This window comes from Aquirufa salirivi (genome assembly GCF_045310485.1).
Classification (GTDB): Bacteria; Bacteroidota; Bacteroidia; order Cytophagales; family Spirosomataceae; genus Aquirufa; species Aquirufa salirivi.
The window spans coordinates 83,397-108,118 of record NZ_JBEWZH010000006.1 but is presented as its reverse complement, the minus strand read 5'-3'; the positions used below and the strand labels follow the sequence as shown (position 1 = coordinate 108,118).

Sequence of the window (24,722 nt, the reverse complement as noted above, 5' to 3'; positions counted from 1 at the left end):
GTAGGAGATGGGTAATTTCAAATGAAATAAAAAAGGTAAAAAAAAGATGGACCCTGAGACAGGATCCATCTTGTTAGGTTTTAGTTTCCTAATGTCCAGCCTTCGCGGTAAGTTCTCTTGACAAAGGCATTGGCAGCATCGTAATTGGTTACGCGCATGTTTTGATTATCCCAAAGCAACTTGGTGTTAGAACCAGGATAATGCATACCATTTCCAGTTTTTCTTGGAACAGGAATATCGGCAACACGTATAGCTAAATTCGCCATCAAAATAGCTTCTGTCAAAGGACCTGCCATTTCAAATGGAGAACTCAATTGCTTTTTACCATATCCAGCGATACAGCCTTCTACCCACTGGGCATAGTGACCGTCTGCACTACCTGGTACACGTTCTAATTTACGAGGTACTTTAACTTCTTCATTTCTAGATAAAGGCAATAAACGTGGATTAGCCGCATATTCACTCGCCATCATTTTTCCTTTGGTACCGATAAACAAGATACCGGAGTTACCATCGCCAAACATTTCATCTGGTCCTAATTCTTCTGGTCTTTCTGGTTTAATACCTCCGTCCATCCAGTGCATGGTGATTGGTCCTTGGGTACGGTCTGTTTTAGGGAATGTTAAGGTAGCATGACTTGATGGAGGACAGCTATCTGGGAAAAATCCACGCTTTCCAAAAGCCGTAAATACACTACTAACGGAAGCTTGTACATCCGATGCATATTTTAAATTCAATACACGGAATGGGGCTTCCATTAAGTGGCAACCTAAATCACCTAAAGCACCGGTACCGTAATCCCACCAACCTCTCCAGCTTCCTGGAATTAAATTATCTACATAATCTTTGTAAGGAGCAGTACCTAACCATAAATCCCAATCCAAACCTTGTGGAACGGCTGGCTTATTGCTTGGCCATGGGATACCTTGTGGCCAAATAGGGCGGTTTGTCCAGATTTGTACCGTGTGTACATCTCCAATGATACCTGCATCAAACCATTCTACCAACTGACGAACACCGTCGCCAGAAGATCCTTGGTTACCCATTTGGGTTACTACTTTGTATTTTTTAGCCGCTTCTGTTAAGGCTCTTGCTTCATAAATATCATGCGTCATTGGTTTTTGCACGTATACGTGTTTACCTAATTGCATGGCGGCCATAGCCTGAATTGCGTGGTTATGATCGGGAGTGGAAACAGATACTGCATCAAAGTTCTTTGATTCCTTTTCTAACATCACACGCCAATCCTTATAATATTTTGCTTTGGGATAAGCTGCTACTGAATCTTTCGCCTGACGATCGTCTACATCACAAAGAAAACCGATATCCGCTTTACCACTTTGGGCAAAATAACGTAAATCAGACTTTCCTTTTCCGCCTACTCCGATACCGGCAACTACAATTTTATCACTGGGAGCTGTAAAGCCTTTTCCGCCTAATACATGGCGAGGAACAATCATAAAACCAGCAGAGGCTAAGCTGGCAGACTTAATAAACTCCCTTCTGGAAGCATCGGATTTTTTTAGTTTCATAGGTCTAATTTTAAAGGTCTTTCGAATGGATAAATCTTGTATACCCATTCAATCTTCAAAGCTATAACAATTTTGCATTTGAACAATTCAATTTAAACTATTTTTAATCCTACGATGACTTGTAGGCTTGAGGACATTTTAAATGATAAGTTATAACTTATAAGTTATAAGTTTTTGAGTGTGAATGCCTGAATGACGTTGAGCGTTTTATCAATTTTGGATTCTACTTTTTACATTCTACATTGAGAGGTTAACCGAAGAGGCATGTCGTACTCCATAATAAGGAATGTTTTAGCATAGAATTTTAAGGCATTTCTTTTTTTCATAAAAAAAGAAACAAAAAAAACAGAAGAAATACGGTTAATCCTAAGACGAATTCTGCTGCGCAGAACCGATTGTCTCTCCGCTTACGGCTGTTAGAATGTAGAATGAAAAATGTAGAATGTAGAATGAGCCGCTACCATTTACAATTTATAATTCATCATTTACCATTTCCTTCCTGCCACTTCGCTCAAGCTACGTTCCAATCTTTCGTTGGGATTAACCGTTCAATGTAGAATATAAAATGAAGAATGTAGAATTTTTTGATAGAAAACTCCGTCGTGCAGCCCTGCGAAATGTGATGAACGCCGCGGTAGACGAGGTTTTGACCTCAGCATGGGCGATGTGCGTCGGCGTCAAAAATATAGGCGATAGCGAAGTGAATCACGGTTCCGCAAAGCGGAATTCGCTTTGGCTGGACGACAAAAAAAGAAGTTTTTTTGTTTCTTTTTTTTCAAAAAAAAATGCAATGAAAAGGTTTATTCCAACAATGCTACACTAATAAATGATGAATGATAAATTATAGATTATTGAGTGTGAATGCCTGAATGACGTTGAGCGTTTTATTAATTTTGGATTCTACTTTTTACATTCTACATTGAGAGGTTAACCGAAGAGGCATGTCGTACTCCATAATAAGGAATGTTTTAGCATAGAATTTTAAGGCATTTCTTTTTTTCATAAAAAAAGAAACAAAAAAAACAGAAGAAATACGGTTAATCCTAAGACGAATTCTGCTGCGCAGAACCGATTGTCTCTCCGCTTACGGCTGTTAGAATGAAAAATGTAGAATGTAGAATGAGCCGCTACCATTTACAATTTATAATTCATCATTTACCATTTCCTTCCTGCCGCTTCGCTCAAGCTACGTTCCAATCTTTCGTTGGGATTAACCGTTCAATGTAGAATATAAAATGAAGAATGTAGAATTTTTTGATAGAAAACTCCGTCGTGCAGCCCTGCGAAATGTGATGAACGCCGCGGTAGACGAGGTTTTGACCTCAGCATGGGCGATGTGCGTCGGCGTCAAAAATATAGGCGATAGCGAAGTGAATCACGGTTCCGCAAAGCGGAATTCGCCTTGGCTGGACGACAAAAAAAGAAGTTTTTTTGTTTCTTTTTTTTCAAAAAAAAATGCAATGAAAAGGTTTATTCCAACAATGCTACACTAATAAATGGTAAATGATGAATGATAAATTATAGATGGATGGAGCATTCTACATTCTGAAAACTAATAACTAAACCCTAATAACTAATATTGCCGCTAGGTTCTTCCTATTTCTATGGAACGGGATGAAAACTGCAAATTGATTTTAACACTCAATTCTACATTCCAAATTCTACATTCTACATTTCAAGTCAGGCTTGCAAAAATCGAAGCAATTGATAACTTTGAAAAAGGAATGCCATTCATGGCTCAACAAATAAACCTATTTTAACTCAAAATAATGAAAAATTCGCGCAGAAACTTCATTAAAAAGGCTTCCACAGGAGCAGCCGTTTTATCTATCGGAGGAATTCTTCCTAGCTTCTCAGCTAAAAGTTACGGACATATTTTAGGTGCCAACGAAAAAATTACCGTGGCCTGTATGGGTGTGAACAGTCGTGGACTAGCCGTAGGAAAGAATTTCGCGGCACAAAAAAATTGTGAAGTTTTACATGTTAGCGATGTAGATTCCCGTGCTGCAGATATTTGTATCAATGCCATTGAGAAAATTCAACATAAACGTCCGAAAGCCACCCCCGACTTCCGAAATGCATTGGAAGATAAGGATGTCGATGTATTAATTGTGACAGCACCGGACCATTGGCATGCCCCAGCTGCTATATTAGCTTGTTCGGCAGGTAAACATGTGTATTTAGAAAAACCTTGTTCCCATAATCCCAATGAAGGTGAACTACTCGTGAAAGCTGCTGCTAAACACAAGCGTATCTTGCAAATGGGTAATCAGCGAAGATCTTGGCCCAATGTAGCTGCCGCCATAGCCGAATTACATGCGGGAGTTATCGGCAAACCTTATTATGCCAAAACTTGGTATACCAATAATCGTGCTTCCATTGGAGTAGGAAAAGAAACAGCTGTACCCTCTTGGTTAAACTATGATTTATGGCAAGGCCCAGCTCCAAGAAAAGCATTCAAAGACAATCTAATCCACTACAATTGGCATTGGTTTTGGCATTGGGGAACAGGTGAAGCCCTAAATAATGGAACTCACATGGTTGATTTGGCTCGTTGGGGTTTGAATGTACATTATCCAACCAAGGTTAGTTCCAATGGTGGCAGATACCGCTACCAAGATGATTGGGAAACGCCTGATACACAAATGATTAATTTGGAATTTGAAAACAAATCCCTCATTACTTGGGAAGGACGTAGTTGCAATGGCAAATCCGTAGAAAGCCAAAGTGTAGGTGTAATTTTCTATGCCGAACAAGGGTCTATGTTAATAGAAAGTGGGAATTCATATAAAATCTTTGACCTCAAGAATAACCTTGTTAAAGAAGTAAAAAACGATTTTGCAGTAGATGCGCGTAATTTGGCGGATCCAGCATCCAATCTAGATGCCTTACATATTCAAAATCTATTTGATGGAATTAAAAAGGGTGTAGCCGTTAATTCCGATATTTTGAGTGGACATCAAAGTACCTTATTGGTTCAGTTAGGTAATATTTCTCAGCGCATGGGTAGAAGCCTTCAAATTGATCCACAAAATGGTCATATTCTACATGATAAGGAAGCCATGAAGTTCTGGAGCAGAACCTATGAAAAAGGTTGGGAACCTAAAATCTAAGCAGATGGCTAGCCCAGAAAATGAAAAATTTATCAGCCAGCGATTACATTCTTTGGATGCGCTGAGGGGTTTTGACATGTTTTGGATCATGGGAGCGGATGAATTACTCCATAAATTGGCGGAGCATACCCAATCGCCCTTTTGGCAGGGATTAGCCCATCAATTTAAGCATGTGAAATGGGATGGCTTCCGGGTATACGATTTAATATTCCCACTATTCTTATTTCTAGCAGGAGTTTCTACCCCTTTTTCCATTGGTCGAGCCTTAGATCAAGGCAAAAGTAAATCGGATGTACTGAAAAAGGTGGTTCAAAGAGGATTAACCCTAGTCGTTTTAGGTATTATTTACAATGAAGGTTTAGAAATAAAACCCATCGCCGAAATTCGATTTTCTAGTGTATTAGGAAGAATTGGGGTTGCTTATATGTTGGCTAACATCATTTATTTATACACCAAAGAAAGCGTTCAAATCATTTGGTTTGCCAGTTTACTCATTGGCTATTGGCTCATACTCAAATTTACTTCCGCACCCGGTTTTCCGATGGGCGACTTAACAGAAGCTGGTAATTTTGCTTCTTATGTTGACCGCAGTATTTTACCTGGTAGATTATCCAGAGGAATCCATGATACCGTGGGCTTTTTCAACAATATACCTGCTATCAGCACCGCATTAGCAGGTATCATTACGGGAATATTTCTCAAAAAACAGCAATATCTGGGCATTGAAAAAGTTAAATGGATGGTCTATGCTGGAATTGCTTCCCTCATGATAGCCCAAATTTGGGATCTTGATTTCCCAATCAATAAGAATATGTGGTCCAGTTCGTTTGTGATGCAAACCACTGGACTGAGCTTACTTTTATTAGCTCTTTTCTATTATATCATGGATGTAAAAGGGTATCAAAAATGGGCCTTTTTCTTTCAAGTCATTGGAATGAACTCCATTCTTATTTATTTATCAGGTCATTTTATCGATTGGGATTATACCAACAATGCCTTATTTACTTGGTTATTTAAAATTTGCGGAGAAAGCTATTCAATAATTATCTCGCTAGTTTGTGTGATCCTAATTAAATGGGTATTTTTAAGATTCCTTTACGAAAAAAAGGTCTTTTTACGCGTCTAAAGCCTATTACATTGAAACTACATATTTTTTCTGATCCTAAAAATATAGGACAAGCATCTGGCAGTTTGGCTGCTGAACACATCAAACAGGCCATTCAATCCAAAGGTCAAGCCAATATCATTTTAGCAACTGGTACCAGTCAATTCGAAACCTTGAATCAATTGATTCAAGAAAAAGATATCGATTGGAGCAAGGTGGTCTTATTTCATTTGGATGAATACATTGGTTTATCCATTTCTCATCCAGCTAGTTTTAGAAAATACTTAACGGAAAGATTCATTCAATTGGTGTCGGATTTACAAGCTGTCAATCTGATTAATGGCGAAAAGGATGCTCAAGCGGAATGCCAACGATTGAATGAGATCATTCTCCAGCATCCCATAGATGTAGCATTAGTTGGGATTGGTGAAAATGGGCATTTAGCATTTAACGATCCACCGGCCAATTTTGAAACCAAAGATCCCTACATCGTGGTCCAATTGGACGAGGCTTGTCGCAAGCAACAAATGGGTGAAGGTTGGTTTCCAAGTTTGGAGGATGTACCCCAACAAGCCATTAGCATGTCGATTCAGCATATCATGGCATCCAAAAAAATCATTTGCTCGGTACCAGATTTCAGAAAGGCAGAGGCCGTGAAAAATTGTTTGGAAAATGAAGTGAGCCCTTGGTTTCCAGCCAGTATACTCCAAAAACATACTGATTGTTCCATGTATTTAGATCAACATTCGGCCGAATTACTTTCTTCTGATTATAGAAAACAAGCCTTTAACGCCTAATGGAACCGAATATAACCCGATACAAAATCCACGGAGGTGCTGTCATCTTACAAGATGAAATTTTACCCAATGGAACAGTCTTGGTTGAAAACGGGAAAATTGTGGAAGTCAGAGCAGGAAATATTGATTTTCCAGGAGCCATCGAAATTGATGCAAAAGGAAGCTACATCTCTCCAGGCTTCATTGACATTCATATTCACGGAGGTGGTGGTCATGATTTTATGGATGGTACTGTGGAGGCTTTTTTAGAAATTGCCAAAACACATGCTCGATATGGAACTACCTCCATGTTGCCAACCACATTAACCAGTGAAAAAGAGGATTTGATTTTGACCTTGGAGGCTTACCAACAAGCCCTTCTATTGAATACGGAAGGGGCTAGTTTTATAGGTATGCACTTAGAAGGCCCCTATTTTGCGCTGAGTCAACGAGGGGCACAAGATCCAAAATACATTCGAAATCCAGATCCTGAAGAATATCAATTTATCTTAGAAAATTACGATTGTATCAAACGTTGGTCAGCAGCACCCGAATTACCCGGTGCCATTGAATTTGGCGATTATGTGAGTTCTAAAGGGGTTTTGGTTGCTTTGGCACATACAGATGCCATTTATGAGGAAGTTGAAAAAGCATTTGCTCATGGCTATCATTTAGCGACTCACTTTTATTCTGCCATGTCGGGAGTTACCAGAAAAAATGCCTTCCGTTTTGCCGGAGCGGTGGAAGCAGGATATTTGATTGATGATATGGATGTAGAAATCATAGCGGATGGAGTTCATCTTCCTTCCCCACTTTTGAAACTCATTTATAAAATCAAAGGAGCTAAAAAAACAGCTTTAATTACCGATGCCATGCGAGCAGCAGGTTTAGCTCCAAGCAATTCGATTTTGGGTCATAAGGATAAAGGCTTAGCTGTCATTGTAGAAGATGGAGTTGCTAAATTACCCGATCGTAGTGCTTTTGCAGGAAGTGTCGCTACAGCTGACCGATTGGTAAGAACCATGCTTCAAATGACGGATGCACCCTTATTGGAAATTATTCAAATGATCTCGGATGTTCCTGCGAGAATCATGAAAATTGATGCACAAAAAGGAAGTTTAACCAAAGGTAAAGATGCTGATATCCTCATTTTTGATCAGGATATCAACATCCAAATGACCATGGTCCATGGCCGAATCGTTTATAGCTTATAGTTCCTTAATCTTAATATTTTTGAAGGCTACATTATGTCCATGATCTTGCAATAAGATATGGCCTTCTTGAATCGTTGGGTAATTAGGAAATGTCTTAAACTTACTTTGTTGAAAACCATCTAAAAATGCTTTGGATTTTCGGTTGATGGATACAATCAATTTTCCGTCTAAATAATGTTCAATCTGATCATTTTTAAATACGATTCTAGAAGTGTGCCAAATAGATATATCAACATCTGCTTTCTGAGCCGCTGCAATTTGGTACAAAGAACCCGTTTTAATTTCAGCAGGTAGGTGCTTGTCGTTGTAGATAAAATCAGCATCATCGATCAATTGATATTCATAGCCCGGTTGCGAACCTCCTGATGCTTTTGGTAATTTTTCCTCTACCAAATACTTAACTCCAGAATTACCCAGTTTACCTAATTTCCAATCAAAACGCAGATCAAAGTTTTTGTATTTTTTCAAACTAACAATATCCCCACCATCGGCCGCCTCTCCCCCATCACTTAGGTCTCCGAATAAAGCACCATCCCGAATTACCCAACCTTTTTTGGGAAATTCATTCATGAATGCGCCTCTCCATCCTTGCGTAGTTTTACCATCAAACATGAGGTTAAAACCAGCTGATTTTTCACCTTTTTTTAATGAATTATCACGAGAACAAGAACATAATACACTAATAATCAACAAACTATATAAAATTTTCATTGTTTAAAGAGGTTTATTTTTTTGAATACATATCCGCTAAGTTGACCTTAGCCCCTTGTTGGTTTTTACTAGCATCAGCTGCCTCCATAAAGGCAAATATTTCTAAGGTTTCTTCTTTGGAAACGGGAGGAATCCCTGTTTGAAAAAACTCAATAATCTTAACCAATAAAGGATCATATCCTCCATAAGGGCCTAGATGTGTTACTGAATTGGAACCGAAAGCCGTGCCACCGTATTCTTGTTTCCCATTTTTCAATCCCCTAAATGTCCCAATACGCCCATCATTCCATACACCTACTACTACTTCTTGTTCTTCGTTGATGTAGCGATTTACCTGTTTACATCCAGTTCCCATCATGGTAAATAGCGTTTCCACCCCATGTATTCCATACCAAAATAAATCAGGATGCGTTTTTTCTATTTTCATGGGACTGTAAGCATCTGCTCCTATCACCTTTCCTACTTTACCTGCTCTAATTTCTTGGGCACTAGGAGAAAAGCGCAAAGAAGAAGCTGAAAATACCGGAACATTATATTTTTCTGAGGCGACAAATATGGCTTCAGCATCTTTCAATGAAGCGGCAATGGGCTTATCAATGAACATCCTTTTGCCAGCTTTCAACACTTCTAAAGCTTGTTCTAAATGTAACCTTCCATCATTGGTTTCCAGCATGACCACATCCACTTTGGTTAATAAGTCTTGAATGGAACTCACAATTTCCACCCCATATTTCTGTACTTCAGTTGTATAAACTGGAATCCTTTCAGTACTGGAAAGAATATCTTTACTCCCCCGTGGATAAGCCGCCACTATTTTATATCCGGCATACTGACTAGCATCTGGCGCGTTTAAAGCTTTGGTAAATGCCGTAACATGGGAGGTATCAAGACCGATGATACCAATTCTTTTTCCCAGATCTGCTTGTACTACCTGTGGTGAAGAAAATGAGGTAGGCCAGGAATTAGCACTTACTAGCGCGAGTCCTGCTAGGGAACTTTGTTGTAAAAATTGTCTTCGAGAGTTGTTGGATTTTTTCATATAAATAGGTGATTCAGAAAATTTATTTTCTGATTTTATGGCCGTAAACAGCGTAAAAAACGAGGTATAAATAACAAGGGAATAAAACCCAATAAGCTGATCTCAAGTCATAGATATCAGCCAAATAACCATAAAACAGAGGCATAATGGCATTTCCACATAAACCCATAATCAAAATGGATGCACCTAATTTGGTGAATTTTCCGAGACCATCCAGTGCCAAAGGCCAAATACCCGCCCAAATCAAAGAATTGGAAAGCCCCAATAAGATGACAAAGCAAATGGAAATATCGACTTGATGTCCTAAAAATTGAACTTCACCATGACCAAAAATAATTCCCAAAGTGAAAATAGTACCCAAAAGTGTACATATTCGAAAGGCATTCACCTGTGAAATGAATTTTGGGATGAAAATAATTCCCAAGATATAACCTGCAATAGTCGACAGTAAGGTATAGGAAGGAAATACCTTAGCTTCTAACAAAGCGATATTCATGGAGCCAGCATAACCAATGATGGTATCAATGGCAATTACTTGCGTTCCTACATGCAAAAAGATAGCAATAGCCCCTAAAATCAAATGAGGGAATTGAAAAATACTGGTTTTTCCTGAATTTGATAAAGCCTGTTCTTCCGACTCCGAGTCTGTATCGATCTCGGGTAAGGGTGAAAAACGTACCAATAAACCCAATAAAAACAAGACAGAACCCACGATAGCATATGGAATAGTTACTCGTCCTACTAATTCATCCAAGGCTGCACTTCGGGCTTCCCCTGACATGGATGCCAAGTTTTTAAACAAATCACTGTCCGTAGCTTTTAAGACCACGGCGGCAAACACCAAGGGAGCTAAAACGCCCGCGCCTTTATTAAATATCCCCATAATGGAGATGCGCTGAGCAGCACTTTCTTGTGGACCCAATACGGTGATGTAAGGATTAGCGGCAGTTTGCAATATGGCTAATCCTGCACCCAAAGTAAATAAACCTAGTAAAAATATGGGATAGGTCCGAGTCATGGATGCGGGCAAAAAGATGAATGCACCCAAGGACATCAACCAGAAACCTAACATCATTCCGCGTTTGAAACCAACTTTCTTTAATAAAAATGAAGCAGGAACGGACATCACGAAGTAAGAAATGTAAAAGGCAAACGTGACGAAATAGGCCTGAAAATTGCTCAATTCGCAACCTATTTTAAAATAAGGAATCAAGATGGCATTTACCCAGGAAACAAAACCAAAGATAAAAAACATGAATCCAATAATCAGGATGGAGATTTGGGTATCTCTCCTACTCAAAGCAGAAACGGAAACCGCTTTATTCATAATTTTGAAGGATATAGATGACTAAATTTTCGATTGAGAAAAGAAAAGCATCATAGATTTAAATAGGTTTTTATTTGTCCTAAATTAAATGAATTCCCATGAAAAACAAACCTGTGTAATGGGTATAGGTGATGAGCCAAATGAAAAAAGGATTTTTAGGGTTTAGGTATTTTGATTAAGGTATGAAAATCAACAAGAACAATGGCCTCATAAATCCATCTTCCAATTTCTTCTGTTCATTTACCTGAATAAGATTTCTCGCATGGATCTCAAGCTGCCTTACCCTGATTATTCATCCCTTTTTCCACATATCGTATCATATTTATTAATATTCATTTATCTTGCTTACAACAACCTATTTAATACGATGAAATCTGCTAAAAGACGTCAGTTTCTGATGCAATCTGGCATATTGAGTGCCGCCGCGGTGATTCCTTTCTGGCAAAAAAAAGGATTCCCAACCAGGTCCTCGAACCAACAAATTCCAGCCATTTTAGGAGGCAAATCCACTATTCAAGCCAATAATTGGATAAAATGGCCCATCTGGGATGCGGAAAAAGATGAAAAGCTTTTATTGGAGGTTATGCGCAGTGGCGTATGGTCAAGAGCTCAGGTGGTGAATCAATTTGAGAAAGCTTGGGCTGATACCATTGGGACAAAACGATGTTTAACCTCGGTCAATGGTACTCAGGCACTGATAGTAGCAATCAACCAAGCTAAGCTTGGACCAGGGGATGAAATATTAGTTACTCCTTACACTTTTGTCGCTAGTATTCAAGCCATTTTGGCCAATGGCTGTATACCTGTTTTTGTGGATGTAAACCCAGAAACCTTTCAAATGGATACTCACAAGATCGAGGCCAAGATTAGTAAGCGTACCAAAGCCATATTACCTGTTCACATTTTAGGATTGCCTTGCGACATGATTCATATTATGGCCATCGCAAATAAACATCAACTCATCGTTATTGAGGATACCTGCCAAGCTCCTTTAGCCGAAATCAATCATCAAAAAGTAGGTAGTTTTGGATTAGCAGGATGTTTTAGTTTTCAAAATTCAAAAAATATTGCTATTGGTGAAGGTGGAGCTATTGTCAGCAATGACCATGATTTTATGGATCGCTGTTACTCATTTCATAATCTAGGTTTACCTTTTGGAATAGCCACAGGCTCCATTAATTCAGGGAGTTTCATGCAAGGAACTAAGGTTCGATTCACCGAATATCAAGCCGCTATAGGTTTGGCACAATTAACTCGATTGGAGTCACAAACTCAAACTCGAAATGAACGTGCGGCTTATTTATCTTCCTTGTTAAAGACAATTAAGGGCATTCTACCTTATCAACTCTATCCTTCCGTTACCAGAGCTGCATTTCATTTATACCCTTTCCGATATAATCCCGCTGAATTTAAAGGATTAAGTCGGGCACATTTCTTACAAGCCTTACAAGCAGAGGGTGTTCCTTGCTCGGGTGGATATACGGCATTAAATACACAAGCCTTTATTCAAGAGACTTTTGAATCTAAACACTTCAAAAAACTCTATTCCAGTAGCGAATTGAAATATTCCACCTACATGGAGCAAAATCAATGTCCTTTGAATGATCAATTATGCCAAGAAGCCGTTTGGTTTACCCAAAATCTATTATTAGGCTCAAAGGAAGATATGGAGTTGATTTTTCATAGTATTCAAAAAATACAACGCGAAGCCGAAGTCATTAAAAAGAAATTGCAGCCTTAATACAAATCTTCATGCCTCTACCCCATTCATTGCTGGCTACCCCATTGGATTCTGGTTTCTCCTTGGCTCATGATAGTTATAATGCTATTTCGTTGGCATCTAATGGTCGTATTTATTACGTTTTGTCATCAGATCAATTGGAGGCAGCTGGACAAATGTTTGAATTTGACCCAAAAACAAATCGAATTACACATTTGGCCGACTTAAATGACATTTGTGGAGAAGGTCATCAAGCGCATATTCCACAAGGAAAAAGCCATGTAAGCTTCTATGAATATCAACAGAAACTCTACTTTGCCACACATATTGGATATTATCAATTGATTGATGGCATGGACCGTTTGCCGGTTCAAGCACCTGCTGGTTATGCCTTATACCCTGGTGGTCATATCCTTAGCTATGATATCAATACTGGAAAATTTGAAGATTTAGCGATACTTCCAGAGGGAGAAGGATGTGTTTCTATGTTGATGGATACGCAAAGAGGGCATATATTTGGAATTACTTGGCCAACAGGCAAGCTATTTTACCTAGATGTAAAAAGTGGTCAACTTCAGCTATTTCCAGCTGTTTCAGGAAGTGGAGAAGCCGGAACCCCAGGAGAAGATTTTAGATCCCTTTGTCGCTCACTATTTGTCAACCCCAACACAGGAATCGCATATTTTTCTACTGCAGAAGGAGACATTTATCAAATTAACCCAGATTCTACAAGTGTATCTCGACTAGAAAAAGCTCATTTACGTTTGGATTATTTTGGTCAATATACACCTACCTATCCAGGGAGCATGGGCTATAATTGGCGACAAATTGTTTGGTATGAACCAGAACAAGTAGCTTATGGTGTACATGGAAATTCTGGTTATTTATTTCGATTTGACCCCTCCACGCAGCAGATTGAAGTCATGGAACGACTTACTTCAATACCATCAAAAAGGTCAGGAATGTTTGATCAATTTAGTTATGGCTATTTAGGTTTTCAATTAGGGCCAGACCAAGAAACATTGTATTATTTAACAGGTGGCCCTATTTATCAAGATGGGAAACGACTGGAAGGAGAAAAGCAGATTGCAAAAGGAGCAGCCAAAGGTCTTGAATACTTACATTTAATTACTTATCATATTCCAAGTCATCACTACCAGGACCATGGGCCCATCTTTTATGAAGATGGAAATTGGCCCCAATATGTTAACTCCATTGCAATTGATTTGGAGGGAAAAGTTTATGCCTTGGCTAGAATCCCAAGAAATCATCAGGTACGATGTGATCTGATTCAGATTAATGCTCCCCTTTCCTTCAATCGACCATGAGAACTACATTGAATTTTCTATTTCTGATTATACTTTTTACTCTTGGATTGGATGTAAACGGACAAGATATGTTCATTGGGTTGGCAAAAAAAAGCATTACGCCAAGTCCTCCTATTTGGTTAACAGGTTATGCTAGCAGAACCACTCCCGCTACAGGAGTTGTACATGATTTATGGGCTAAGGCAATATATTTAGAAAGTTCTCCCAATGAAAAAGCCATCATCATAAGTACCGATTTATTGGGATTAAGCAGAGAAGTTCATCAAGGAATAGTCCAGCAATTGGCATCAACCTTTGGCTTAAGTGAAAAGCAAATCGTCATTAATTCCTCCCATACGCACTCCGGCCCTATGATTTGGCCCGCATTAAGCGGAATAGCTGATTATCATTTGGAAGACCAAAGGGCTGTATCTACTTATACACTTGGCTTAATCAATAAGTTGGTGGAATTAGCTGGTGAATCCATAAACAACAAAGAGAAAATGACTTTATCACTTGGGCATGGACAAGTAGATATTGCGATCAATCGTCGACAATTGGCAGCCTCCAAAATTGGGCAAGTATTAGCAGGACCCATTGATCATGATGTGCCTATCATACAAGTGAAAAATAGACAAGGGCAAGTGAAAGGTATTTTAGTGGGTTATGCTTGCCACAATACGACGGTGCAGGGTGATAATTATTTAGTCAATGGCGATTATGCAGGTTTTGCTCAAATTGAAATTGAAAAAAAATACCCCCAAGCGATTGCCATGTTCATATTGGGATGTGCTGGAGATCAAAATCCTGAACCGAGAGGTAGTTTAGCCTTAGCTGAAAAACACGGTAAAAAACTGGCTGAGACCGTGCATCAGGTCCTTCAAAATCCATTAAAACCCATGGGGAATTCTTTACGTTATGATGCGCAACTAGTCACACTTGATTTTCAAAAAACAGATATCAATTCCTACCAAAAAGAATTGGTCGGGGAGGATATTTTCAAACAAAGAAGAGCCAAATTGATGTTGGAAGCCATCAATAAAGGTTGGAATATTAGCCAATATCAATATCCCATTCAAGCTTTACGCATTGGAAAGGAATTCACCTTGGTGGCATTAGCGGGAGAAGTAGTGGTGGATTATTCGCTAAGAATCAAACGAGAATTTGCCCAACAAGATATTTTTGTAGCAGGATATAGCCAAGAAGTCATGTGTTATATCCCATCCAAGAATGTACTACAAGAAGGTGGCTATGAAGCGGAATCCAGTATGATCTATTATGGATGGCCAGGGCCATTTGCAGATACTGTGGAAGACAAAATTATGCAAGGAGTTTATAAACTAATGAAAAATGTAGGCATTCGACGCCGACCTTAAACCACCTTTCTATTCTATTTCCCCTTCTTTTTCTATCGGCAAAAAGACTTCTAAGACTCCCAAAATACCCTTTTCGCTGTTTTATTTTAAAAATTTATTGATTTTTTAAAATTACTATACTAAAAAGGTATATTAAATAGAGTAATCTATTACATTTGCATTCAAGTTCATCAATGATCATGACTCAGACCTATACGCTGAGTTTTTTTTAACTGCAATTAGTCTATAAAGTATATGGATTAAATTACTTAACAATAAAACCCTCCTAAGGACCCATGAAACAATTTTCGACCTCAATTAGTATTCTTTTAGCCTTGCTTATTCCGCTCCTCGCCTCCGCACAAGACAAACCGATCATCAACGCCAAAATATCTGGTAAAGTTGTGGATGCCAAAACGAATGAGTTCATCATTGGAGCCTCCGTATACATTAAGGGTATAACCAATGGTTCATCCACGGATGCAAATGGCGAATTTTCCATCATTACAGCGCAAAAATTACCCTTTACTTTAGTGGTAACCTATGTTGGATACCAAAAGAAAGAAGTTGTCATTAGTAGCAATAAAGTAGAAATTGCCATCGAAGAAAGCAATAACGAATTGACTGATGTGGTGGTCACTTCCAGAAGACGTCAAGAATCCATTCAGGATATTCCAATTCCCATTTCCGTAATACGTGGTGCTGTGGCAGAAGATGCTGGGGCATTTAACCCCAATCGTTTAAAGGAATTAATTCCCTCCGTTCAATTATATTCTTCCAACGGTCGAAATACCACCTTAAATATCCGTGGCTTAGGTTCATCCTTTGGCTTAACCAATGATGGTATTGATCCTGGAGTAGGTTTTTATGTGGATGGGGTATATTACGCCCGACCAGCAGCTACGGCCATTGACTTTGTGGATGTAGACCGCATCGAGGTATTGCGTGGGCCACAAGGGACACTTTTCGGAAAAAATACAACGGCTGGTGCTTTTAACATTACCACTAGAACGCCAAGCTTTACCCCAGGTGCTACCTTTGAAGCTAGTTATGGAAACTTGAACTACATCCAAGTAAAGACTTCTGTTACAGGACCTATTAGCAAAAAATTAGCCGCCAGAATTTCCTTTTCAGGAACACAAAGAGATGGTACAATTTTCAACACCACCACCTTAAAACCGACTAATACGCTAAATAATTTAGGATTCAGAGCACAAGTACTTTATACACCTTCTGAAAATGTGAACATCACTTTTGCAGGAGATAATGCCCGTCAAAGACCAGATGGAAATGCAACTGTCGTAGCTGGAGTAGTTCCAACAAAACGTGCTGTTTATCGTCAATTTAATGCCATCATCGCCGATTTAGGATATAAACTACCCACAACAAATCCTTTTGATCGAATTACAGATGCTGATTCACCTTGGAGAGTCAACAATGATTTTGGTGGTGCTTCCATGAATGTGGATGCCAAAATTGGCAAAGGAACCTTAACCTCTACATCTGCCTGGCGCTATTGGGTATGGGATCCATCCAATGACCGCGACTTCATCGGTTTACCGGTATTGACTAAGTCGCAAGGGAATTCAAGACATGACCAATGGACGCAAGAAGTTCGTTATGCTGGACAGTTCTCGGAAAGATTAAGTGGTGTATTGGGTGTGTTCTTAATTGACCAAATCTTAACTTCCAATCCTGTACAAACTGAAGAATCAGGTTCTGCTCAATGGCGATTTGCCCAGAACACAACCTCAGCTTTGTGGAAAACGCCAGGTTTATTTGATGGTTTTGGTACTAAAACTACTTCTAGACTACATACTTTAGGTGCAGCCATATTTAGCCAAGTGGATTGGAAGATTTCAGATAAATTACATGTATTACCTGGTATTCGTTTCAATTATGATAAAAAAGACGTGGATTACAAACGTGAAACCTATGGTGGTTTACAAACTACCGATCCTGCGCTAATTGCCTTGAAAAATGGATTGTATACCAATCAAGCCTTCAATTTCAGCGTGAATGAAAATAACATTTCAGGTCAAATTACTTTAGCCTATAAACCCAACAAATCATTTAATTTATTTGGAACATATGCTACTAGTTACAAGCCAGTAGGTGTCAATTTAGGAGGATTACCAACAGCCAATGGAGTAGTACTTTTGGATTTAGCCAGAGTAAATCCTGAGTTTGTGACTCACTATGAAATAGGACTAAAAACCAAGCCAAGTGCTCTATCAACCTTAAATATCACCTTGTACAATACCGACATCAAGGATTACCAGACCCAAGTTCAAACCGCTGAGCTAGGTGTTAACAGAGGATATTTAGCCAATGCTGAAAAAGTACGTGTAAAAGGACTTGAAGTAGATGGAAGTATTCGATTAACTAGTCATTTCTCTTTGACAGGGGCTATTTCCTATACTGATGGCATTTACGTATCCTTCAAAAATGCACCGGTGCCTTTGGAAGAAACTGGTGGAACCTCTGCATTCAAAGATATATCAGGTGCTGAATTACCGGGTATTTCTAAATGGGCTGGTTCTTTGAGTGGTGAATACATTCACTCGGGTAAATTCTTAGATTTAAAAGGCAACTATTTCATCGGTCTTGATACCTACGCGCGTTCTACTTTCTCTTCTAGCGCTTCTCCTTCTCAATACCTAAATATCACAGGATATAACCTGCTTAATGGAAGAATCGGTTTCCGAGCTTCTAATGGCTTCTCTGTATTACTTTGGGGGAGAAACATCTTAGATCGTGATTACTTTGAGCAATTATTACCAGCTGCTGGTAGTGCCGGTCATTATGCCGCCGTATTAGGTGACCCTGCTACGTATGGAGTCACGCTTCGCTTTACTTATTAAATTTCAATACTAGTAAACAAAAGCCCCAGCAAATGTTAGTTGCTGGGGCTTTCATCGGAAATAATTCACTAGTTTACTTCTTTCACTTGAATAACCCTCTCCTCTCCTTTCCAAGATTCATAGGCCAAAAGCCATGATTTTCCTGTCCATTGAATGACAGGATACGAACAATCTGAATCCGTATTTGATACCATCAGATGGCGCATCTTCCCTTGTTTATCCTTAACATACATTCCGATCTGCTTATAATAACGCTCGCCTTCTTGTTTGATTTGAGCATATACCAAGGCCACGTCTCCTTTCGGATTCGTGGCTAATTGGGCCTGTCGGTATTTATCTCCTTTCAAATGTAAAATCAATTCTTTTTTACCTTGATAAGCCCATTTAATGCCCGAACCACTATTGGCTCCTGTATACCAAGTAGCTTCTAAACCATGTGGCCCTCTTACTAAACTAGGGCCGGCATGTGGACAAGCATTAACTTGCCAATGGTCTGCCATCCAAGTTACTGGCTGAGTAAATGACTTTCCAAAATTACTAGAATGAATATAGGCCATATCCCTTTCCCCTTGATCATTCAAATCACGATAAATAAGATCGACATTGCCTTGCTCATCTGCCAAAGCATCTATTCGACAGCATTCGCAGGTTTGTTTATCCAAAACCCGCATATCACCAAATCCCATACCTTCTAAAGTCTCAGCATACACCAATGTTCTACCTTTGGGACCGAGTTTAATATCCAACCAAAGTGCTCCTACTTGGCCATTTGCTAGAGGAAATATTTTTCCAAAAGAATGACTCAAACCTGCTGTGCTGTCTCGATGAATGGTCTGAGCTTTAGTCCAAATACCTTTCGCTTCCATGCTAATGTACAAATCTCCACTAAAGCGAGATTTCTCACTGGGCTTATTTACTTCATACATCAAAATACAGGTACCATCAGCTTTATAAGCCAGCTTGGGCATACCCTCTGCATGCGTAGAGGCCCTTGGATGGATATGAATAGCTTCATTGTTGGACCAAACTTGAAGTGTTTTATTCCACACTTTTCGAAAAAACAAGGTCGTATCACCTTGTTTTTCAACCCAAGAAAGCACTAAACTTCCATCTGATTTTCTAGTAAAAGAAGGATCCATAGCGATGTGCTTTGAATCAGAGATTGATTGGCCTACACCCAAGTTGGTCATCAAAAACATGAATAATATCAAAGAAAATTTCATCATCATTTCGACTTAAATAATTGAAATACATCTACTTGCAATCCTAGATTAATGGTTCTAGGTGCAGCAGGAGTATAGGTGCTTTTATCATTCGCATTATTACCTCGACTAGCGGAATTGGCATATAATTCATTACTCAAATTCATTACATTCATGAAAACCTGGTAGGCCTTCCACTGGTAACCTAGGCGTAAGTTCAACACAGATACACCCGGTAATCCACCAAAACCTGGATCGGCATAAGACACAGTATTTACTTGATTTTGATACCAAGAACTAATTCTTTGCCATTCCAAAGCCACTCGAGCACCTTTCATCCAATTCGGTTTGTAGGTGATTTCTGCATTGGCAATAAAATGTGGAGCTTGCGGCATTTCTTTATTATTGACATTTTTTAAGACATCAGAAGCTTTTTGACTTAAAACAAAATCCACAAACATGTGTCGGGCATTGGTAGCTCCTAATCGGAAATTCCATTGATTATCTGGTCGATAGGATATGGCATATTCGATACCTTCATGCAAGGTTTTGCCAGCACTTTGATAATCGGTGGAATTATCAGGTTGACGAATACCCAACAATTCATTTTGACCATTCAAACGATAAATGGAATAATCCAAGAACACCTTGGATTGGAATAAAGATGCCCAGCCTCCTACTTCGTAATTATTAAAAACAGCTGGATCAATGCTCAAATAAAACTTTTCTCCGGTAGCAATGGCTTGAGCAGCAGGGCGTGCTCTAAATACCGCAGATAAGGCAGGAGGAGAAAAACCTTTGGAATAATTGGCATAAAAACCCATATGTTGGTTAGCCTCATAGGTCATACCAATTTTGGGTGAAAACTGGGCATAGGACTTATTTCCTGTACTTTGATCCATATAATTACTATAATCAAAAGACATATTGTCCAATCTCCCTCCTAAGGAAATCCGTAAGCGTTCCAAGGGATGAATGTCCCATTGGGCATATAGCGCTTTATTCCAAATTATAGCCTGATAATTAGATAAAAATACATTCGGTAACACTTGTGCGATGTCATATTTCTCAACTGATTTTTTATCAGGACGAAGGGTCGCAGTCAAATTAATTTTATAAGCCCAATAGGTATTAGGTGACCGATCGAGTAAAAAACCAACGATGATTTTAGAATCAAGCAAAGAAAATTGTCGACTGTGCTGCCCCATGATGCCTAGACTGGTAAAACTATTCGAGTTGATTTGACCAGAAGCCGTAGTTGATGGGGCTGTCCAAGCAATGCTATAGGCAGGATTTTGTCCGAGCGAATTATCCCGATAAAAAGCGGTCAAACTAGAGAAGGAATGATTGGGTCCCTTATGCTCTAGCGTAATTCTTGAGCGAGATGAAAATGAACTACGGTAGGTGAAATTGGCTGGACTTTTATAAGTCCTTGAATAATAGCCAACACTATCAATATTACCTCCCGTTTGTGAAAAATAGTCATTGTAGGCAAAGGAAGACCACAATTTAGTATTGGGAGAAAGTTGATAATCCACACGGAAATTGATGGATGATTTATCAAAATCTGTATTCGAAGCCCAAGCGTTTTTTTGTCGGGATATATACCCTCCCGTCATCAGTGACCATTTTTTACTGAATTGACCTCCAGCAGTAAATTGGGTTCTCAGATATCCCCACTCATCAGCTTGAAAACCTATGGAAGCCGTGGGAATCCCAGGTGCCATTTTACTAATCAAATTAATCGCTCCACCCACAGCCTCAGGTCCATACAAGGAGGAGGCTGGTCCTTTGATTACTTCTACTGAATTTAGGCCTTGTAAATTGGCTTCAATCAGGGCATTGTGGTTAAATACGCCCAATGGCCGCAAAGGAAGGCCATCTTCCATGTATAAAAAATAGGGGGATGTCCCAAAAGGCTGACGAATTCCCATGGCATGTTGTTCATTATTGTAGTTCAACATCACTACTCCTGGCACTTTATTGATGATTTCCGTCAGCTGGATGGCTTTGGTATCTTGCATCAAAGAAGCGCTAATTTTATGAATGGCCACGGGAGTTTCTGTTCGAACTGCGGCTTGTCGGGAAGCTGTTACCACCACGGTAGCTAAATCCAAAGATGCTTCCTCTAGCTGAATGACGGAATTAATTTCAGACCCTTTCAATTTCAAGGATTGAAAGCCTAAAGAAGAAATTAGATATTCATCAGTTGCATGTATCGAACTAAGTAAAAACTCGCCTCGTTCATTACTTAATGCGATGATTTTATTAGAATGACTTAATGAGGCGCCAATGATGGGCTCTTGTGTAATTGCATTAAGTATTTTGTAGGCACGTTGTTGCGCATTACTTGCCAATGCCAGCAAGCAAAAGATCGCTAAATATAAAGCTTTCATTTTAAACTAATTTACATGAGAAAATAAGCCTGATGTATTAAATCAAGCCTTAGAACCAAGAAATTAGCTCCACCGCGGAGGACGAAAAGGCAAAAGAAGGGTGGATTGTGCTGCCATGGAGGCAGCAGGAAAATGATCCTCTGAAAAATCAGAAAATGAGAATGAAAAAGCTAAACTAGTATTTGTTTGACACGCCAATTGAATTTGAGGCATTTTTTCTAAACGCTCTGAGTTCGTTTTTTGCTCTTTGTCTTCGGCGGCCTTTAATTTTTTGGCCAAATAGCATTGACCATTACAATTCAACTTAGGTTTATCCCGATTTTCGCACAGGTTTTTAGCAATGTAATTCCTGTTCACCTGATAATATGCCACCGATGCCCATTGACTCATCAGAGGCAATTGTATGGCAATCAGTAAAAGGATGGCAATAATTCTTTTCATGGTGATTCGCAAAATTATACTATTAAGGCTGGATAATCATGGTCCATTTTAAATTAAATTTTGTTTGAGTTTTTGACTTACAAAAATCCCAAGAGCTCCTAAAAACATCAATACAGCCACTCCAAACAGAATTTCATTACTAAACGGAATTTGAACTAAATTCAAAAAACTCATTCCTTGCAACATCAATATAAATTCATTGAAAAATATACCACCTACAAATAATCCAATAGCCCACTTTAACATGCTATTCAATTGAATATATCCCTTCCAGATGGCAAAGCCCATTAGAAACAAACTCACTACCCCCAAAAGGACTAAATGTAAATAGGCTATCACCACAGGTCTAAAACCAAAGGCATACTCGCTCAGACTAGGAATGATAGAGAGTAATTGCAGACCAAATTTTAAGCTGGTTGCCAAGGCTACCAAAATCCATAAGAAGCGAACCATCACTGGGACACCAAGGTATATTTCAGATTGATTTTTTTTCACTTGATATAACCAATAAAACCATGCTCCAAACTGTATGATGGCCGCTAAAACTAAAATCACATACCAAAACAAGGGCAATTTAACCCACATGATGGAAAGTAAATATGCTGGAGCTAAGCTTCCTGCTAATAACCAAAAAACGCGTCTGGAATGGGTCAAGCTAATACCCAAATGATCTAAAAAATAGGCAAATAGCCCTAGACAGGAAAAGATAAAATAGCCATTGTATTGAAAGTGCAAATAGTAATAAACAGAGGCTAAGTATTTCTCTGGATGATTGATTTTATTGGACATTAGGTAAGCCAAATACACGGTACCTATGGAAGATAAAATATTAAAAATGATACTAGCTTGGATGTAATAATCACCCATGGAAACTACTTTACACTTACCTAAAAAGGCCCATACCCGAAAGCAAAAAAGGAAGTTGATAGCTGTGCTTACCGTGGAAAAAAAGATGGAAATTGGACCATAACCTTGATAAACAAAAGCAAAAAGCATAAAAAATGCCACCAAGGTGTTCCAAGCAAGTAAAGTTCTAAATTCAAATGGTTCTTTACCCGAATTTCTTTCTCTTAAAGTAAAGGCGAGCAAAGTCATGATCATTTGACCCACCCAGGCAGAAAAAGCAAAATGTGAGTGACCATGTAAGAGATGTTTTTGATGAATGAGAGGAAATGAAAATGCTATTTTATAACGAAGCATCACACCCAACATGGCTACTATCACCAGATTAAATAAAGCTATTTGTACCCAAAAATCGGCTCCCTTCCCTTTCATGCTATTCCCTTATTCAAACAAAAAAACTTTTCGATTTTCAATTTTCAATTTGCCCTCCAAATGTAAATTTCGGATAACTCGAATGACCGTTTCTACCCTCAAACCAGTTAAATCAGCAATTTGCTGACGAGTCAAATGCACTAAATGATCATCCAAGGAAACGTATTGATGTGTGTCTTTCAAATAATTCAAGACAGCTACCACCAATTTTTCTGGCTCATTACTTGTCACCTCTTTTAACATAAAAAACTTAAATCGAAGGTGCTGGGATAAACGCCGAGAAATTTCAAAATGGATATCTGGATGATTTCGCAATAAGTCGTGAAAAGCCGCCTTAGGTAACCTAATGACGGTTGACTTGACCAAAGCAAAAGACGAGGCGGCAAATGGACCATCATCAAACAAAGGCATCTCTCCTAAACTTTCACCCGGATTAATCAATCGCTGTAAATACTCTTTTCCATCCACCGATATATTCACCCATTTCAATTGACCGTCCACTACTTGGTAATAAAACAGGCACTCTGTTCCCTCGGAAAATAGGACCTCATTTTTTTCTAAAGTACGGTAAGTACCTCCCCAAGAAACCAATAATTTTTCGTCGATCATGATTAAAAATTTAAGCGAAACAAGTGCATTCTGGCGAGTTCAAATATGAGCGAAATCATACCAATTTATGATTAAAATCACCTTTAAGCAAATAGGCTCAAAATCAATTCAATACGTTGATTTTCAGTAATTTAACACACCTTTTATATATACGTATAGGCGAGAACGCTTGCTTTATGACTGCACGCATAAAGTTCAAAAAATCTGGGCTATAACATTGTCCCAACAAAAAATTCATACAATGAAAACAGTAACAATGATGCTTGCCCTGAGCCTTTGGCTAACATCCTGTGGAAGTAATGATGGATCCAATGCTTCCGCGGATTCAAGTGCCCAAGCTGCCTCCTCTGAAAGCGCAGGAGGAAACCCTGATTATGATCCGAAACGTGGTACAGGAAAATTCACCGATGTGGTCATCAGTCCTACCCTCGACAAAGCCTTAGCTGAAAAAGGAAAAGCGACTTCCGATGTAAAATGTGGCAGCTGTCACAAATTAACCGATGAAAAATTAGTTGGTCCCGGTTGGAAAGGCGTGACTAGTCGACATACACCTGCATGGATATTGAATTTCATGACGAATACCGATGAAATGATTAACAAAGATCCAGTGGCTCAAGCGCAGCTTGAAATATGCCTAGTAAGAATGCCCAATCAAAACTTAAGTGATGATGAGGCCAAATCCCTGTATGAGTACATGCGTCAAAATGACGGCGTCAAATAAATTTCAACCAAATAA

20 protein-coding genes are annotated in these 24,722 nt (G+C 39.0%); 11 read left to right on the top strand and 9 right to left on the bottom strand.

Features of this window, described 5'->3' with window-relative positions; genetic code table 11:
• Positions 1-80: 80 nt before the first annotated feature.
• On the bottom strand, positions 81-1,532 hold the full coding sequence (locus tag U0R11_RS09435) for a Gfo/Idh/MocA family protein (protein ID WP_406751452.1): 1,452 nt from the start codon (positions 1,530-1,532) through the stop codon (positions 81-83).
• A gap of 565 nt (positions 1,533-2,097) precedes the next feature.
• Here U0R11_RS09435 and U0R11_RS09430 point away from each other — a divergent pair.
• The 6 genes from U0R11_RS09430 (at position 2,098) to nagA (ending at position 7,740) form a co-directional block, all read left to right on the top strand.
• Positions 2,098-2,355: a hypothetical protein gene (locus U0R11_RS09430; RefSeq protein ID WP_406751451.1), complete on the top strand. Its 258-nt coding sequence runs from the start codon at positions 2,098-2,100 to the stop codon at positions 2,353-2,355.
• 412 nt (positions 2,356-2,767) lie between these two features.
• A complete protein-coding gene (locus tag U0R11_RS09425; protein ID WP_406751450.1) occupies positions 2,768-3,025 on the top strand; it encodes a hypothetical protein in 258 nt (85 codons plus the stop codon).
• A 276-nt stretch (positions 3,026-3,301) separates the two neighbouring features.
• Positions 3,302-4,645, top strand: coding sequence for a Gfo/Idh/MocA family protein (locus U0R11_RS09420; protein ID WP_406751449.1), 1,344 nt, complete (start codon positions 3,302-3,304; stop codon positions 4,643-4,645).
• 4 nt (positions 4,646-4,649) lie between these two features.
• Positions 4,650-5,771 carry an acyltransferase family protein gene (locus U0R11_RS09415; RefSeq protein WP_406751448.1) on the top strand — a complete coding sequence of 374 codons (1,122 nt, stop codon included), beginning with the start codon at positions 4,650-4,652 and terminating at the stop codon, positions 5,769-5,771.
• Positions 5,772-5,782: 11 nt separating this feature from the next.
• Entirely contained in the window at positions 5,783-6,547 is a 765-nt protein-coding gene (locus U0R11_RS09410; protein WP_406751447.1) for a glucosamine-6-phosphate deaminase, read from the top strand.
• Positions 6,547-7,740, top strand: a complete 1,194-nt coding sequence (nagA, locus tag U0R11_RS09405) for an N-acetylglucosamine-6-phosphate deacetylase (protein WP_406751446.1) — start codon at positions 6,547-6,549, stop codon at positions 7,738-7,740. Before U0R11_RS09410 ends, nagA begins: the two co-directional genes overlap by 1 nt.
• Here nagA and U0R11_RS09400 read toward each other — a convergent pair.
• From U0R11_RS09400 to U0R11_RS09390, 3 genes are read right to left on the bottom strand one after another with little or no spacing between them, the layout of a single operon-like run.
• Positions 7,735-8,451, bottom strand: a complete 717-nt coding sequence (locus tag U0R11_RS09400; protein WP_406751445.1) for a 3-keto-disaccharide hydrolase — start codon at positions 8,449-8,451, stop codon at positions 7,735-7,737. The genes nagA and U0R11_RS09400 overlap by 6 nt on opposite strands.
• A 13-nt stretch (positions 8,452-8,464) precedes the next feature.
• Entirely contained in the window at positions 8,465-9,490 is a 1,026-nt protein-coding gene (locus tag U0R11_RS09395; protein ID WP_406751444.1) for a Gfo/Idh/MocA family protein, read from the bottom strand.
• Between the two features lie 22 nt (positions 9,491-9,512).
• Entirely contained in the window at positions 9,513-10,817 is a 1,305-nt protein-coding gene (locus tag U0R11_RS09390; protein WP_406751443.1) for a sugar MFS transporter, read from the bottom strand.
• A gap of 367 nt (positions 10,818-11,184) precedes the next feature.
• Here U0R11_RS09390 and U0R11_RS09385 point away from each other — a divergent pair, with 367 nt between their 5' ends.
• From U0R11_RS09385 to U0R11_RS09370, 4 genes are all read left to right on the top strand, one after another.
• On the top strand, positions 11,185-12,558 hold the full coding sequence (locus U0R11_RS09385; RefSeq protein ID WP_406751442.1) for a DegT/DnrJ/EryC1/StrS family aminotransferase: 1,374 nt from the start codon (positions 11,185-11,187) through the stop codon (positions 12,556-12,558).
• Positions 12,559-12,569: 11 nt separating this feature from the next.
• Positions 12,570-13,865 (top strand): hypothetical protein, encoded by a 1,296-nt coding sequence (locus U0R11_RS09380; protein WP_406751441.1) that lies wholly within the window; start codon positions 12,570-12,572, stop codon positions 13,863-13,865.
• Positions 13,862-15,220 carry a neutral/alkaline non-lysosomal ceramidase N-terminal domain-containing protein gene (locus U0R11_RS09375; RefSeq protein ID WP_406751440.1) on the top strand — a complete coding sequence of 453 codons (1,359 nt, stop codon included), beginning with the start codon at positions 13,862-13,864 and terminating at the stop codon, positions 15,218-15,220. The genes U0R11_RS09380 and U0R11_RS09375 overlap by 4 nt, the downstream gene beginning before the upstream one ends.
• Positions 15,221-15,495: 275 nt before the next feature.
• Positions 15,496-18,063 carry a TonB-dependent receptor gene (locus U0R11_RS09370; RefSeq protein WP_406751439.1) on the top strand — a complete coding sequence of 856 codons (2,568 nt, stop codon included), beginning with the start codon at positions 15,496-15,498 and terminating at the stop codon, positions 18,061-18,063.
• A gap of 68 nt (positions 18,064-18,131) precedes the next feature.
• On the opposite strand, the gene U0R11_RS09365 is transcribed toward U0R11_RS09370, so the two are convergent.
• The 5 genes from U0R11_RS09365 to U0R11_RS09345 all read right to left on the bottom strand — a co-directional run bounded on the left by U0R11_RS09365 (position 18,132) and on the right by U0R11_RS09345 (position 23,986).
• Entirely contained in the window at positions 18,132-19,289 is a 1,158-nt protein-coding gene (locus U0R11_RS09365; RefSeq protein WP_406751438.1) for a hypothetical protein, read from the bottom strand.
• Positions 19,289-21,661 (bottom strand): TonB-dependent receptor, encoded by a 2,373-nt coding sequence (locus U0R11_RS09360; RefSeq protein WP_406751437.1) that lies wholly within the window; start codon positions 21,659-21,661, stop codon positions 19,289-19,291. The genes U0R11_RS09365 and U0R11_RS09360 overlap by 1 nt, the downstream gene beginning before the upstream one ends.
• 63 nt (positions 21,662-21,724) lie before the next feature.
• Positions 21,725-22,102, bottom strand: coding sequence for a hypothetical protein (locus tag U0R11_RS09355; protein ID WP_406751436.1), 378 nt, complete (start codon positions 22,100-22,102; stop codon positions 21,725-21,727).
• A gap of 48 nt (positions 22,103-22,150) precedes the next feature.
• Entirely contained in the window at positions 22,151-23,377 is a 1,227-nt protein-coding gene (locus U0R11_RS09350) for a hypothetical protein (RefSeq protein WP_406751435.1), read from the bottom strand.
• A gap of 9 nt (positions 23,378-23,386) precedes the next feature.
• Entirely contained in the window at positions 23,387-23,986 is a 600-nt protein-coding gene (locus U0R11_RS09345; protein WP_406751434.1) for a Crp/Fnr family transcriptional regulator, read from the bottom strand.
• Between the two features lie 241 nt (positions 23,987-24,227).
• On the opposite strand from U0R11_RS09345, the gene U0R11_RS09340 reads away from it, so the two are divergent.
• Positions 24,228-24,707 carry a c-type cytochrome gene (locus U0R11_RS09340; RefSeq protein ID WP_166375119.1) on the top strand — a complete coding sequence of 160 codons (480 nt, stop codon included), beginning with the start codon at positions 24,228-24,230 and terminating at the stop codon, positions 24,705-24,707.
• Positions 24,708-24,722 lie beyond the last annotated feature (15 nt).